This window comes from Jiangella muralis (assembly GCF_001270745.1).
GTDB classification, from domain to species: Bacteria; Actinomycetota; Actinomycetes; order Jiangellales; family Jiangellaceae; genus Jiangella; species Jiangella muralis.
Map to the genome: position 1 here is coordinate 1 of NZ_LFXL01000039.1, position 14566 is coordinate 14566.

Consider the following 14566-nt stretch of genomic DNA (forward strand, 5'->3'; position numbering starts at 1 on the left):
GTACTCACACCGGCACCCGCCCCGTCGAGCAGGACCCGGCACACCGGATCTTGACAGAGAGATCATGGAGCGGCGCGCCGGCACTGCGGGTCACCCAGACCACGTTCGCCCGCCGGGGCGAGCCGCTCACCCGGCTCCCGCAGCGACCCATTCCATGATCATCAACCTTCTGTGTCGTCATCACGACACAGAAGGTTGATGATCATGGTCGAGTGCCGGGTGCGGCGGAATCAGAAGACCAGCGTCGCCTTCGCGACGGTGAACGCTTCGGCGTAGCGGCTGCGGCACTCCATGCCGCGGAGCCGGAGCAGGCCGAGGAACAGCTCCTCGTCCCACCAGTCGCGGTCGGCCTGGGACGGGAAGCAGTCGTCCAGCAGGTCGACCTTGCGGCGGGCCACCTCGGCAGGGAGTGGCACGTAGTGGCTGACGGGGCCGAGGTCGCCGTCCCACTTGGGGATCTCGTAGCCGAGCACCAGCGCGTCGCGCCAGACGGTGGGGACCAGCTCGGCGATCAGCCGGTGGTCCTGGTGGGCGTCGTCGCGGCGCGGTGCGAAGATGACGTCCGGGCGGCGCAGCGAGCGCGCGGCGTCCTCCAGGGTGTCCTTGACGTCGTCCCAGGCGGCCGGGAGCCGGCCGTCGCGCAGGCCGCCGACCCGGACGTCGACGGCGGCGCCGGGCAGGAACCGCCCGGTCGCCTTCAGCGCCTCGTCGCGCCGCTCGCCGGCGCCGGTGAGGACGAGAGCGGTGGCCCGCACGTCACGGGCGGTCGCCAGGGTCAGCAGGGTGCCGCCGCAGCCGATCTCGATGTCGTCCGGGTGCGCGCCGAGGCACAGCACCTCCAGCTCGCCGGGCGGCAGCACCAGCGGCATCACGGCGCGGTCCGCCAGAGCTCCCAGGGCGCCGCGCCCCGCTTGTGCAGGTCGTCCAGCATCGTCCGCTCCTTCAGCGTGTCCATCGGCGCCCAGAACCCGTCGTACGGGACGGCCAGCATCCGCCCGTCCTTGGCGGCCCGGGCGCACCCGTGCATCACCAGGTCGTCGCCGGGCTCGAGGTAGTCGAAGATGCTCTGACGCAGCACGAAGAAGCCGCCGTTGATGCGCACGTCCATGTCCTCGGCCGGCAGGAACCCGACGATCTTGGAATCGTCGTCGACGTCGACGACGTGGAACGAGTGGTGCGGCCGGACCGTGAGCATGCTCCCGACGTCGTCGGTGGCGAGGAAACGGTCGACGATCGAGTCCATCGGGGCGTCGGTGAGCACGTCGCCGTAGTTGGCGAGGAACACCTCGTCGCCGTCGAGATGGTGCCGCACCCGGCGCAGCCGCTCACCGATCTCGGAGTCCATGCCGGTGTCGGCGAACGTGATGCGCCAGTCGCTGATGTCCGAGCTCAGCAGCTCGACCCTGCTGCCGCCGGCACTGAGCACGAAGTCGTTCGACGCGGTCTCGCGGTAGTCGAGGAAGTAGTCCTTCACCGACTGCGCGCCGTATCCGAGGCACAGGATGAACTCGGTGTGGCCGAAGTGCGCGTAGTAGCGCATGACGTGCCACAGGACCGGCCGGTCGCCGACGGTCATCATCGGCTTCGGCGCGGTGTCCTGGCCGCTGCGCATGCGCATGCCGTACCCGCCGCAGAACAGCACGACCTTCATCGTCGGGTCACCTCCCGGGGTGGACGATCTCCAGTGACGGCAACGCGACCACCAGCTGCCCGCCCCACTCGCGCACGTACTCCAGCTGCGCCGCGATCTCGGTGCGCAGGTTCCACGGCAGGATCAGCACGTAGTCCGGCTTCTCCTCGGCCAGCCGCTCGACCGGGTGCACCGGGATGTGCGTGCCGGGCAGGAACTTCCCGTGCTTGAACGGGTTGCGGTCGACGGTGAACGCGAGCAGGTCCGACCGGATCCCGCAGTGGTTGAGCAGCGTGTTGCCCTTGCCTGGCGCGCCGTACCCGGCCACCTTCGCGCCCTTGCGGGAGCACTCGACGAGGAACTCGACGAGGTCGTTGCGGACGTCGGCGACGGCGACGCTGAAGCCGGCGTGGCCCGCCAGCGTGTGCAGCCCGGCGGCGGCCTCGTCGGCGAGCACCTTCGCGACGGCGGCGCTGGGCGCGCCCGCGTTCTCGGCCGGCGTCGACCACGTGCGCAGCGAGCCGCCGTGCGTCGGCAGTTCGTCGACGTCGACGACGGTGAGCCCGGCGGCCGCCAGCACCCGCTGTGTCGTCAGTAGCGACAGGTAGGAGTAGTGCTCGTGGTAGATGGTGTCGTACTCGCGGCCCTCGACCAGCCGCAGCAGGTGCGGGATCTCGATGCTGACGTAGCCGTCGTCGGCCACCAGCGCCCGCAGCCCCTTCGCGAAGTCGACGATGTCGGGCACGTGCGCGAACACGTTGTTCGCGACGACGAGATCGGCCCGGCCGTTGGCCGCCGCCACCTCGGCGCCGGTGGTCTCGCCGAGGAAGCGCACCTCGGTCGGGATGCCCTTGTCCAGCGCCGCCTGCGCGACGTTCGCGGCCGGCTCGATGCCCAGGCAGCGGATGCCGCGGGCCACCACGTGCTGCAGCAGGTAGCCGTCGTTGCTGGCCACCTCGACGACGAAGGAGCCGCGCCCGAGCCCGAGCCGGTCGGCGGCGCCGTCGACGAACGTCTTGGCGTGCGCGACCCACGAGTCGCTGTAGGAGGAGAAGTACGCGTAGTGCGTGAAGATCTCCTCGGCCGGGATGTACGCCGGCAGCTGCACCAGCAGGCACTGCTCGCAGACCCGGACGTGCAGCGGGTAGAACGTCTCGCCGCGGTCGAGCTGGCCGGCCTCGAGGATCGCCTCGCACGGCGGGGACATGCCGAGGTCGACGAACGTGTGGGTGAGCTCAGTGCCGCAGAGCCGGCAGGCCGGGAGGCTCATCGCGCCACCTGCTCGACCCGCAGGCGCAGCTCGGCGTCCAGCCGGCCGGCGTCGATCAGCTCGCGGACCCGGGCCAGCCGCACGTACCGGGCGCCCTCGAAGTCGTCGGCGGTGATGCCGATGCGGCCGAAGTCGGCGGACAGCTCGCGGATGCCGTCGGGGACCGTCCACCGCGGCGCGAAGGCCGGCAGCAGCTCGTGGATCTTGGAGAAGTCGACGCGGTAGTCGCGCTGGTCCGGCCCGGCGTCCTTGGCGAACGTCACCGGCACGCCGACGATCTCGGAGACCTGCTCGGCGATGTCGCGGATCTGCATGACGTCCTCGTCGCGGCCGACGTTGAACGCCTGGTCGTGGACGATCTCGCGCGGCGCCTCGAGCGCGGCGAGGAACGCCCGCGAGATGTCCTCGATGTGCACCAGCGGGCGCCACGGGGTGCCGTCGCTCTGCAGCCGCACCTCGCCGCGGGTGTGTGCGGTGCCGGTGAGGTTGTTGACGACGATGTCCGCGCGCAGCCGCGGCGACGAGCCGTACGCCGTGGCGTTGCGCAGGTACGTCGGGCTGAAGTCGTCGCCGGCCAGCTCGGACAGCTGCGCCTCGGCGACGACCTTGCTCTCGCCGTACGGCGTGACGGGGTTGAACGGCGCGTCCTCGGCCACCGGCGCGCTGCCGGCGGCGCCGTACAGCGAGCAGGACGACGAGAACAGGAACCGCGCGACGCCGGCCTGCTTGGCGGTGCGGGCCAGGTACACCGGCGCGGAGGCGTTGACCGCCAGCGTCGCGTCCGGGTTCAGGTGCCCGATCGGGTCGTTCGAGATGGCGGCCAGGTGGATCACCGCGTCGAAGCCCGCGAGGTCGTCGGTCATCACGTCGCGGACGTCGCCGGACCTCGACTCGCCCGGGTCGAACGTCCCGAAGTCGCAGCCGTCGTACCAGCCGGCGTCGAGCCCCACGACATCGTGACCGTGGCGGCGGAGGAAGGGAACCAGGACGGCGCCGATGTAGCCACGGTCGCCCGTCACGAGCACACGCATATTGCCCCCCAGGCACGAAGGCCCGTTGCGGCGTTCCGAGCCCCCCGCCCGGAATACACCTCGAAAGGAGACTACCGGGCAGGTCGGGACACGTCGAGCCGGAGATCAGCAGTCGCGTTGGAAGGCCAGCGCCTTGATCATCGCGATGTTCTCGTAGAGCACCCGGTAGACCTGCTGGGCCAGCCCGTCCTCGCGCACCGTCACCAGGTCGAGGTCGCCGTCGAAGCAGCGCTCCAGCCGGATGCGGGCGCGTTCGGCCTGGCTGGCCGCCGTCACGACCACCAGGTGGTCCCAGCCCCGCTCGCGGGCCAGCTCGGCCACCATGCGCGCCTCGCCGCGGGTCGTCGACGGCTCCGGCGTCAGGCAGATCTCCTCCGGGTCGTCGTCCAGCGGCTCGCACAGCCGCGGGTCCGGCACGAACGTGACGACGACCGGCGCGACGTCGTCGCGGGCGAGGTCCCAGCCGCGGCCCAGCCGGTCGCCGGGACCGCCCAGGATCACGACGGCGTCGGCCCGCGACGGTGTGTCGGCGGGCGGGAACACGAACAGCCGCAGCTCGACGGCGATCACCGCGAGCAGCAACAGCGTGCCCACCACCAGGAGGCGGCGCGGCTTCCCCCCAGGCCAGCGCACGAGAGCGATCGTACGGCGTCGACTGTCCCGAATGTCGAGTGCGGTCTACCATGAGTCAATCCACCGGGCGCGAGGGGGTTCGACCCGGCGGGCTGAGCCGTGGGGGGCCACATGGCGGGGTCGGTCGACGCCTCGACCGTTTCGACGAACACCGCGTCCGCGCGCCACCGTGCCGCCATCTCGGCCGCGGTGGTCGAGGTCTGCCGTGCCAAGGCGCCGGTGCTGGCCGGCAACGACGCGGTGCGCGACGCGTTCGTCACCGCCGTGCGCCATCACCGGGTGGCGCCGCTCGCCCACGTGCTGCTGCGCGAGCCCGACCCGGCCGTCGCCGCCTTGCTGAAGGCCGACCGCGACGCCGCGATGATCCGTCACCTCACCGCCTCCGTCGTGCTGGACGATCTCGGCCGCACGCTCGGCGAGCTGCCGTGGGTGACGTTCAAGGGACCGGTGCTGTCCGAGCACGCCCATCCCGCGCCCGGGCTCCGCTCCTACACCGACGTCGACGTGCTGGTGCCGCCGCGGCGGCTGCGCACCGCGGTCGAGCTGCTGATGGCCGCGGACTGGCAGGTCATCGACTTCCGCGACATGCTCTGCAACGTCCAGACCCCCGGCGAGATGCACCTGGTCAGCCCGCGGGGCGTGCTGGTCGACCTGCACTGGTCGCTGATCAACATGCAGCAGACCCGGCGCCAGTTCACCGTCGACACCGGCGAGCTGCTGGACCGCCGGGTCAGCCGGCCGGTCGGCGGCGCCGCGACGTGGACGCTCGACCTCGCGGACTCGCTGATCCACGTGTGCCTGCACGCCGCGCTCACCGGCGCGCACAAGATGCTCTGGCTGCTCGACGCCGACCAGCTGGCCCGTCAGGTGGACGACTGGGACGAGGTCGCCCGGCGGGCGGCCGGCTGGGGCGCGGCGCCGGCCCTGGCGATCGTGCTGGCCCGGTCCCGGGCGCTGCTGGGCACGCCGCTGCCTCGCGACCTCGACCGCCGGCTCGGCGTCTCGGCCGGGCTGCGACTGGTCACCGGCGCCGTCGACCGGTTCCGGCCGGTGTCGGCACTGACGCAGGAGGCGTCGCTGCCGCGGCTGGTGGCCCGGTCGGCGCGATCCAGCGGCGGGCGGACGCTGTCGGCGATCGGGCGGCGCGGGCTGCGCGGCGTCGGCGAGCGGTTGCGGCCGGGCGGGCGGGCCGAGGACGCCGCGGAGCGTGAACCGGCCGACGCGGCGGCGCTGGCCGCGTACCTGGACGCCGTCGAGGCGCACGCGCGGGCGGTGACCTGATGGCGCGGCACGCGGCCGGGCGGTCCGGCGACCGGGCGCGAGCGGCGCGACGCCCGGTGCACGACAGCGCACCGCCCCGGCCCGGGTCCGGCGGCGCGCAGTTGCCGCCTGTGGACGACGACGTCCCGGCCCAGGCTCCGGACGACGAAGCACCGGCCAGCGACGACTACGTCGACCTCGCGGCGACCGCGCGGCGGCAGCGCCGGTCGGTGAGCCGGCTGCGCGCGCTGGTCAAGCACAGCATCCGGCTCACCTGGGCCGCGGACCGGCGAGCGTTCGTCGTCACGACGGTGCTGCAGTTGTTCGGCGCGGCCGTCATCGCGGCACAGGTGCTGATCGTCAAGGCGGTGCTCGACGCGATCCTGGTGGTCGGCGACGGCGGCGGGGTCGGGCCGGTCGTACTGCCCGTCGTGCTGCTGGCCACCATCTCGGCGATGGTGGCGGTGGCGGCGGCGATCCAGACCAACCAGCAGCGGCTGCTGTCCGAACTGGTGCTGCGCTCCACCTGGCAGCAGCTGCTGGACGTCGCCGGGGCGGTGGGGCTGCGGGCGTTCGAGTCGCCGGAGTTCTACGACCGGCTGCAGCGGGTGCAGACCAACGCGCTGAGCCGGCCGTACCAGCTCACCCAGGGCCTGGTCGGGCTGGTCGGCGGGCTGGCCGGTTGTATCGGGCTGTCGATCGCGATCGTCAGCTTCGAGCCGGCGCTACTGCCGATCCTGCTGCTGGCCGGCGTCCCGCTGTTCTTCAGCACCCGCCGCGAGAGCCGGCTGGAGTTCGACTTCGCCGTCGCGCAGACGCCGCGGCTGCGGCTGCGTCAGTACCTCGGCATGGTGCAGACCGGCCGCGACGAGGCGAAGGAGGTGCGCGCGTACGGGCTGACCGGCGCGCTGCGGGCCCGCTTCGACGCCGTCTACTCGGCGTACACCGACGACCTGCGGGTGCACCTGCGCCGCCGCACCCGGCTGTCCGTGGCCGGCAACCTCGCCTCGGCCGCGTTCCTCGCCGCGACGCTGCTGGCGTTGGTCTGGCTGGTCGGCCAGGGCCGGGTCACGCTGGCCGAGGCCGGCGCGGCGATCGTCGCGATCCGGCTGCTGGCCACCCAGGTCGGCGCCCTGTTCAAGGGCGCCCAGCAGATCTTCGAGTCGGGACTGTTCCTCGACGACCTCGACCGGTTCGTGGCGATGCGGCCGGTGGCGGAGCAGGCCGAGGCGGGCGCGCCGGCGCCGGCGTCGTTCGGCGCCCTGCACGCCGACAGCCTCAGCTTCACCTACCCGGGCAGCACGGCGCCGGCGCTGGACGACGTGTCGATCCGGCTGAACGCGGGCGAGATGGTGGCGCTGGTCGGCGAGAACGGCTCCGGCAAGACGACGCTGGCCAAGCTGCTGGCGGCGCTGTACGAACCGGACGGCGGCGCGATCCGCTGGGACGGCGTCGACGTCGCGACCTACTCGCGGCCGAGCCTGCGCCGGTCGGTTGCCGTCGTCTTCCAGGACTTCGTCCGCTACCACCTGTCCGCACGCGAGAACGTCGGCCTGGGCGACGCCGACCGCATGGACGAGATCGACGCCATCGCGGCGGCCGCCCGCCGGGCCGGCATCGCCGGTGTCATCCAGGATCTCCCGCAGGGCTGGGACACCGCGCTGTCGCGGATGTTCAAGGGCGGCCGCGACCTCTCGCTGGGTCAGTGGCAGCGGGTCGCGCTGGCCCGGGCGTTCTTCCGCGACGCCCCGTTCGTCATCCTCGACGAGCCGTCGGCGTCGCTGGACCCGCGGGCTGAACACGCGCTGTTTCAGTCGCTGCGCGACCTGCTCGGCGGCCGGACGGTCTTGTTCATCTCGCACCGCTTCTCCACGGTCCGCACGGCCGACCGCATCTACGTCCTGGACGGCGGCCGGGTGACGGAGCACGGCTCGCACGACGAGCTGATGGCCCGCGACGGCCACTACGCCGAGCTGTTCCGTCTGCAGGCGGCCGCCTACCTCTCCCCCGAAGCATCGCGCTGACCCGTGGGCGACGCGCTGCGCCGAGCCCTCGACCGGCCCGTCTTCCTGGTGTTGCTCGGCACGCTCGGACTGCTGATCGCGCTGTTCGCGGCCGGCCTGGGCGTCTGGTCGCTGGTTCAGCTCGGCAGCCTCGGCGACCTGCGGCCCTGCGAACGCGACTTCGCCGGCCGCTGCCTGACCGAGCGCGAGGCGATCGCCGAGGAGGAGTCCTGGAGTGGTGGGCGCAGCGTGGACACCACCCCGACGTGGCTGCTCACGGTTGCCGGGTCGCTGCCCTCGGCCGAGGACACGGATCGTCTGTACATGGAGTTCCGCCGCCAGGATGATCTCGGCGAGCTACGGCCCGGGATGCGCGTGACGGTCGTCTTCGCCGGCATGGACGCCGCCTGGTTGCGGCTGCCGTCCGGCGCGACGCTCGAGTCGGAGGAGCATCCCCGGAACACCTGGGCGGCGTCGCTCGGCGTGGCCCTGATGATCGCCGGGCCGAGCCTCTCCGCCGTCGTCACCGGCGTTCGCGGCCGTCGCGGCGGCTGGGCGGCGCACACGCCCGGCGCCGGATTCGGCCCCGATCGTTGGTGGCTGCTGTCGGTGGTGGGCCTCGCAGGGTTCGTCGCACAGCTCGCTTTCCCGCGGCCACCGGCCGGCCTCGTGATCCTCGGCGTGCTGCTGCTCGGCGGGCTCATCACCCTCGGCGTCTGGCTGGTGCTCCCCCGACGCTCGTCCGGGCGGCATGCCCGCTGACACCGCCCGTGTCACAGTCGCCGGCCCGATGTCACGAGAGCGGCCTGCAGCACGACGAGGGGACGCCGGAGGCGATCGGCAGCCGGGTGCCCCGGCACCGGCCGCGGCGCACACCGTCGCTCATCAGCGCAGACCAGCGCCGGTTTCGATCAGTGAATCAGCGGGCCCGCGAAGATCGGCGTCATTACACCAGAACGGGGTGAGATATCGCGAATGCCGGACTTCCCGCGCGTCTCGTGGCTCCCGATGTTTCAACGTGTCACACGTCGGGCGGTGACGCCGCATGATCGTGTGGGGAGTGTCACTCTGGTGACATCTTCAGCAGAGTGCGAGGGGACGGCCCATGGCGATCGGGGTGCGCCGAGCGGCTGTCGACCGCGCACCACAGGCCGGCGTGGCGGCCGGTCGGACCAGCCAGGTCCCGGCCGCCACGCCTGATCAACGAAACGGGGAACGAGTCACGTGAGCCAGCCCGCTCAACTTCCGCGCCGCTTCGGCCTGCACCGCCGCTACGACGTCACCGGAGTCTCCGGAACCGGCCTCGTCGCCTACGGCACGCAGTACCCCACCGGCCGCGTCACCCTGGCCTGGTGTTGCTCGGACGTCCAGTCGGTCGCCGTCTACGACGACATCGACGACATCCAGCGCATCCACGGCCACGGCGGCCTCACAGAGGTCCGCTGGATCGACCCGCCGCCCGAGCCCGAGCCCACGGCGAGCGCCCACCCGACCGGGTTCACCGTGCTCAACGGCAAGGCCCGCTGCGCCACCGCCGCCCAGCAGACCGCGTAGGCGGCTACAGCACGACCGGTGCGCCGCCGGCGGCGGACCGACGGGCCGCCAGCGCGACCCGGGTCGCCGCCAGCCCGTCCTCACCGGTGACGGCCGGACGGCGCCGGTGGCGGGCCGCGTCGAGGAACTCCTCGATCATGGCCTGGTTGGCGTCCGATCCCCACATCGGCCAGTCCAGCCGCCCGGGCGGCGTGCTGTGGACGGTGAGGTGCTGGCTGAAGGCGTCGACCGCGATCGTGCCGTGCTCGCCGACCAGCTCGAGGGTGAGCCCGCCCCAGGTCGGATACCCCTCCGGCCGGCTCCAGCTGGAGTCGATGGTCGCGAACACGCCGCCGGGGTAGCCGAGCATCACCAGCGCACCGGTCTCGACGGCGACGGTGTCGCGGTGCAGCACCCGGTTGGTGGCCGCGTACACCTCGACCGGGTCCTGGCCCAGGTACCAGCGCAGGACGTCGGCCAGATGGACCACGTGGTCCATGACGGCGCCGCCGCCGGCCAGCACGGGGTCGGCGAACCAGGCGCCGTGGCTCGTGGGCAGCACGCTCTGGTTCGTGCCGGTGCACGCGTAGACCTGGCCGAGCGCGCCGTCGGCGAGCAGCGCCGCGGACTCGCGCAGCGGCGGGCTGAACCGCATGGGGAACGCCGTCATCAGCGGCACGCCCGCCGCGGCGCACACGTCGACGATGGCGCGGGCGTCGTCGTCGTTGGTGGCGAGTGGCTTCTCGCAGAGGACGGCGACGCCGGCCGCCGCCGCCTGCTCGACCAGGCGGCGGTGGTGCACCGTCTCCGACCCGACGACGACCGCGTCGACGGTGTCCAGCAGCCGCTCCGGCGAGGCGAACCACGGCACGGCGTGCGCGTCCGCCCACCGGGTGCCGCGCCCGGTGTCGTCGTCGGTGACGCCGGCCGCCTCGGCCCCGGCGGCCCGGACGTTCTCGACGTAGGCGTCGACGTGCACGTGAGCGGTCGACAGGAACCCGACTCTCATGCGGCCACCTCCACGTCCGCGGGCCGGCCGGTGGCGATCGACTCCCCGACCGCCGTCGCGATGCGCACCGCGGCGAGTGCGTCGTCGGCGGTCACGATCGGCGCCGCGGCGCCGCGGACGACGTCGAGGAAGTGCCGCAACTGGGTCGTGTAGGGCGACTCGGCGAGCGGGCTGGACGGCAGCGGCATCGCCCCGGCGCCGGCCACGGCCCGCAGGTTCGGGCGCACCGGCGCGCTGCGGTCGGAGTCGAGTTCGAGCAGGCCGCCGGTCCCGGCGATCTCGGCCCGGGTGCGAAACGTCGGCGGCGGGTGCGCCCACGAGGCCTCGACGTGGCTGATCGCGCCCGGCGCGTGCCGCAGGATGGCCAGGACGTGGTCCGTGCCGGCGTCCGGACGGGCGGCCCGGACGCTGCGCGCGTGCACGCCCACGACCTCGCCGGCGACCCAGCGGGCGTAGTCGAGGTCGTGCACCATCAGGTCGAAGTGCAGCCCGCCCGAGCGGGCCTCGTCGAGGTACCAGCCACCCGGTGGCTGGAACGACGCCCGGGTCAGCCGGACCACGGCCGGTTCGCCGATCGCGCCGGCGTCGACCGCCGCCTTGGCCGCCGCGTACTCGGGGAAGAACCGCACGACGTGCGCGGGCAGCAGCGGGACACCGGCCTCCCGGCACACCGCGATCATGTCCGCCGCCTCGGCGGGCGTCCGGGCCAGCGGCTTCTCGCAGACGACGGCGCGTCCGGCGCGGGCGGCCCGGACGGTGACCTCGTGGTGCCGGTCGGTGGGGACGCAGACGTCGACCACGTCGACCTGGTCGAGCAGCTCGTCCAGGCCGGCGCAGACCCGCATGCCGTACTCGTCCGCCAGCCGCGTGGGTGCGCCGCCGGACCCGCCGACGAGCGCGGTCAGCCGGGCGTCCGGGCAGGCCGCCCACGCCGCCGCGTGGACCGACCCCATGAAGCCGGCCCCGACGATGCCGATGCGCGTCCGGCTCACTTGATCGCTCCCGACGTCAGGCCGCGGACGAACTGCCGCGAGAAGATGATGAACAGCGCCAGCATCGGCAGCGCCGCCAGCGTCAGCACCGCGAGCACGGCGTTCCAGTCGCTGACGAACTGCCCGAGGAACAGCTGGGTGCCGAGCGTGACGGTGCGGACCCCCTCTCCGGGCGTGAGGATCAGCGGGAACCACAGGTCGTTCCAGATCGGCAGCATGGTGTACACGCCGATGGCCGCCAACCCGGGTCGCACCAGCGGCAGCGCCAGCGAGTACACCCGGTACTCGCTCGCACCGTCGATGCGGGCCGCGTCCTTCAGGTCACCGGGCACCTGTTTGAAGAACGCGGTCAGCACGAACACGGCCAGTGGCAACCCCATCGCCGTGTACACCAGCACCAGTCCGGCCAGCGAGTTCACCAGGTTCAGCCGGACCATGAGGTCGAGGATGCCGACCGTCCCGAGCCGGATCGGGATCATGATCCCCACCGCCAGGTAGATCGACACGAGCGTGATGCCGGTGAACCGGTACTCGGCCAGGGCGAACGCGGCCATCGACCCGAGCAGCAGCACCAGGACCACCGTGCTGACGGTGACGATGAAACTGTTGAGGAAGTACAGCTCGAACCGGGCCCGGGTGAAGACCGTCTCGAAGCCGCCGAGGTCCAACGTCGACGGCGTCGGGAAGGCGAACGGCTCCTCGAAGATCGCCTGACGGGACTTGAACGCGTTCATGACGATCAGCGCGATCGGCCCGCACGCCACGACGACGTAGGCGATCAGGATGAGGTGCGGGACGGCCACACCGGCCCGCGCCCGCCAGGTCCGGCCCGTCCGCGACGCCACGGGTGGGGTGCTCACAGCGGTCAACTCGGGGCTCCTCATAGCTGGTAGCTCTGGATGCGCCGCTGCCAGCCGAAGAAGTACGCCAGCACGCCGGCCAGGATGAGCAGGAACATCATGGTGGCGACCGTGGCGCCCATGGTGCTGGAGCCCTGCTGGAGCTGGAAGCCGAAGAAGGTGCGGAAGAACAGCGTCCCCATGATGTCCGAGGCGAAGTCCGGACCGGCCAGGGCGCCCTTGACGGTGTAGATCAGGTCGAAGGCGTTCATGTTCGCCACGTAGGTGATGACGGAGACGATGCCGACGGTGGGCAGGATCAGCGGGAACTTGACCCGCCAGAACGTCGACCACGCGCCGGCGCCGTCGACCGTCGCCGCCTCGATCAGCTCGTCCGGGATGCTGATGAGGACGGCGTAGAAGAGGATCATCGGGATGCCGATGTACTGCCACACCGACATCAGCGCGAGCGTCACCAGGGCGGTGCTCGACTGCCCGAGCAGCGGGGTCTCGACGAACCCCCACACCGGGCTGATGATCAGCTGCCAGATGAACCCGACGATGACCACGCTCAGCGTCGTCGGGAGGAACAGCAGCGTGCGGTAGGTCGACCGGCCCTTCAGCGTGGGCGCGGCCAGCAGCGCCGCGAGCAGCAGCCCGATCGGGTTCTGGACGAAGAAGTGCACGGCGAAGAACACCAGGTTGTTCCACACCGCGTTCCAGAACGCGTCGGAGAGCAGGTCGTCGGAGAGCAGGTGGACGAAGTTGTCCAGCCCGACGAACGTCTGGACGCCGTCGACCGGCGCGTACAGGCTCAGCCGCAGCGAGTCGAGCAGCGGGTAGACCATGAAGATCGTGTAGATCGCCGCCGCCGGCGCGATGAACACGAACACGTGGGTGCGGAACCGGCGACGCGGGCGGGCGGCGGGCGCCGGCGCCACGGCCGGTTCGCTCGCGGCCGTGGCGTCGATGCCGATCCCCTCGGGTGGCGCCGAGGTCATGCGTGCTCCTACCGCTGCTGCGGCTCGTACCAGCGCTCCAGGCCCGACTGGGCCTGGGCCGCGGCATCGGCCGGCTGGACGGTGCCGTTGAGGATCTGCGCGCTGAGGTCCCACAGCTGGTTCTCCAGGTTGGGCTCACCGCGCGAGAGGATCTGGTACGAGTTCCGGATGGTCGACTCGCAGTCGTCGCGCCAGCTGAGGAACTCCTGCGCCAGCGGGTCGTCGACCTCGACGTCGTGATCGGACATCGGGAAGAACCCCGGCAGCGCGTTGGCGTACAGGTCGGCGAACTCGGCCGAAGTGGTCCACTCCAGGAACGTCCTGACCTCCTCCGGATGCTCGGTGGCCGCGTTCATGCCGATGCCGATGTCGGTGTGGTCGCTGATGTAACAGGTGTCCTGGCCCTCCGGCAGCGGCGGGGCGAACGCGCCCATCTCGAAGTCCGCCTGCTCGTTGAAGAGCGCGATCTCCCAGGAACCGGCGGGGAAGATCGCCCCACGGCCGAGGGTGAACAGGTTCTGCGCGTCGGGGTAGGTCAACGACTCGTAGCCGCTGGGCAGGTACTCCGCCCACGACGCGAGCTCGGTGAAGGCGGCGACGTACTGCTCGTCGTCGAACCGCTGGGCGCCGTCGATGAGCGCCTGCCGGCCCTCCTCGCCGTTCCAGTAGTTCGGGCCGATGTTCTGCAGGCCCATGGTCGCCGCCTCCCACTGGTCGGCGCTGCCCATCACCAGCGGGGCATAGGTGCCGTCGGCGGCGATCGCGCCGAGCAGCTCGTGGAACTGCTCCTCCGTCTCCGGCGGCGTGAGGCCGAGCTCGTCGAACGCCGCCGTGTTGTAGAGGAACCCGTGGATCACCGACGCCATCGGGACGCAGAACGCCTCCGACCCGTCGTCGGTCGACCACGCGGCCCGGGCGACGTCGCCGAACTCCTCCATGCCCGGCAGGTCGGTGAGCGAGGCGAGGTGGCCCTCCTCGAAGAGGCGCAGGGACACGTCGAACGGCCGGCAGGTGATCAGGTCGCCCGCCGTGCCGCCGGAGAGCTTGGCGTCGAGCGCGGCGTCGTACTCGTCCGGCGCCGTCGGCTGGAAGGTGACCTGGATGTTCGGGTGCTGCTCGTGGAACGCGGGCAGGATGACGTCCTCCCAGATGGCGAGGTCGTCGTTGCGCCAGCTCTCCATGACCAGCGTGACCTGGCCGCCGCTGCTGCCGCCGTCGTCACCGCCGCCGGCGGCGTCGGTGTCCTCTCGTGGATCGGCGCTCTCGCCGCAGGCGGCGAGCACCAGGGCGGCGCCCACGACCGGCGCCAGCCAGCCGAGTCGGTTCGACATGAGATCTCCCGTGATGTTCGAGGGGTTGAGGGTC

The 14566-nt window shown here is 72.1% G+C and carries 14 protein-coding genes; 4 read left to right on the forward strand and 10 right to left on the reverse strand.

The genetic code is table 11. The annotated features are described in order from the left end of the window. Positions 1-230: 230 nt before the first annotated feature. From ACW62_RS27340 to ACW62_RS27360, 5 genes are all read right to left on the reverse strand, one after another. A complete protein-coding gene (locus ACW62_RS27340) occupies positions 231-869 on the reverse strand; it encodes a PIG-L deacetylase family protein (RefSeq protein ID WP_053207369.1) in 639 nt (212 codons plus the stop codon). Then, complete coding sequence (locus ACW62_RS27345) at positions 869-1651, reverse strand: sugar phosphate nucleotidyltransferase (protein WP_053207294.1); 783 nt, start codon at positions 1649-1651, stop codon at positions 869-871. The genes ACW62_RS27340 and ACW62_RS27345 overlap by 1 nt, the downstream gene beginning before the upstream one ends. Before the next feature lie 7 nt (positions 1652-1658). Continuing rightward, on the reverse strand, positions 1659-2900 hold the full coding sequence (locus ACW62_RS27350) for a class I SAM-dependent methyltransferase (RefSeq protein ID WP_053207295.1): 1242 nt from the start codon (positions 2898-2900) through the stop codon (positions 1659-1661). Then, complete coding sequence (locus tag ACW62_RS27355) at positions 2897-3919, reverse strand: NAD-dependent epimerase/dehydratase family protein (protein WP_240477436.1); 1023 nt, start codon at positions 3917-3919, stop codon at positions 2897-2899. Before ACW62_RS27355 ends, ACW62_RS27350 begins: the two co-directional genes overlap by 4 nt. Positions 3920-4036: 117 nt before the next feature. Beyond that, on the reverse strand, positions 4037-4564 hold the full coding sequence (locus ACW62_RS27360; RefSeq protein ID WP_157575018.1) for a YdcF family protein: 528 nt from the start codon (positions 4562-4564) through the stop codon (positions 4037-4039). 111 nt (positions 4565-4675) lie between these two features. On the opposite strand from ACW62_RS27360, the gene ACW62_RS27365 reads away from it, so the two are divergent. From ACW62_RS27365 to ACW62_RS27380, 4 genes are all read left to right on the forward strand, one after another. After that, a complete protein-coding gene (locus tag ACW62_RS27365) occupies positions 4676-5845 on the forward strand; it encodes a nucleotidyltransferase domain-containing protein (protein WP_053207298.1) in 1170 nt (389 codons plus the stop codon). Continuing rightward, positions 5845-7848 carry an ABC transporter ATP-binding protein gene (locus ACW62_RS27370; protein ID WP_169792137.1) on the forward strand — a complete coding sequence of 668 codons (2004 nt, stop codon included), beginning with the start codon at positions 5845-5847 and terminating at the stop codon, positions 7846-7848. The genes ACW62_RS27365 and ACW62_RS27370 overlap by 1 nt, the downstream gene beginning before the upstream one ends. Before the next feature lie 3 nt (positions 7849-7851). Further along, positions 7852-8589, forward strand: a complete 738-nt coding sequence (locus tag ACW62_RS27375; RefSeq protein ID WP_053207299.1) for a hypothetical protein — start codon at positions 7852-7854, stop codon at positions 8587-8589. 462 nt (positions 8590-9051) lie between these two features. After that, complete coding sequence (locus tag ACW62_RS27380) at positions 9052-9381, forward strand: hypothetical protein (protein WP_053207300.1); 330 nt, start codon at positions 9052-9054, stop codon at positions 9379-9381. Between the two features lie 4 nt (positions 9382-9385). Here ACW62_RS27380 and ACW62_RS27385 read toward each other — a convergent pair whose 3' ends face one another. From ACW62_RS27385 to ACW62_RS27405, 5 genes are read right to left on the reverse strand one after another with little or no spacing between them, the layout of a single operon-like run. Beyond that, positions 9386-10369 (reverse strand): Gfo/Idh/MocA family protein, encoded by a 984-nt coding sequence (locus ACW62_RS27385; protein WP_053207301.1) that lies wholly within the window; start codon positions 10367-10369, stop codon positions 9386-9388. Next, complete coding sequence (locus tag ACW62_RS27390; protein ID WP_053207302.1) at positions 10366-11361, reverse strand: Gfo/Idh/MocA family protein; 996 nt, start codon at positions 11359-11361, stop codon at positions 10366-10368. The genes ACW62_RS27385 and ACW62_RS27390 overlap by 4 nt, the downstream gene beginning before the upstream one ends. Continuing rightward, complete coding sequence (locus ACW62_RS27395; RefSeq protein WP_053207303.1) at positions 11358-12245, reverse strand: carbohydrate ABC transporter permease; 888 nt, start codon at positions 12243-12245, stop codon at positions 11358-11360. The genes ACW62_RS27390 and ACW62_RS27395 overlap by 4 nt, the downstream gene beginning before the upstream one ends. Further along, positions 12242-13201 carry a carbohydrate ABC transporter permease gene (locus tag ACW62_RS27400; protein WP_083460225.1) on the reverse strand — a complete coding sequence of 320 codons (960 nt, stop codon included), beginning with the start codon at positions 13199-13201 and terminating at the stop codon, positions 12242-12244. Before ACW62_RS27400 ends, ACW62_RS27395 begins: the two co-directional genes overlap by 4 nt. Positions 13202-13209: 8 nt before the next feature. Next, positions 13210-14532 (reverse strand): ABC transporter substrate-binding protein, encoded by a 1323-nt coding sequence (locus tag ACW62_RS27405; protein ID WP_053207304.1) that lies wholly within the window; start codon positions 14530-14532, stop codon positions 13210-13212. Positions 14533-14566: the final 34 nt, after the last annotated feature.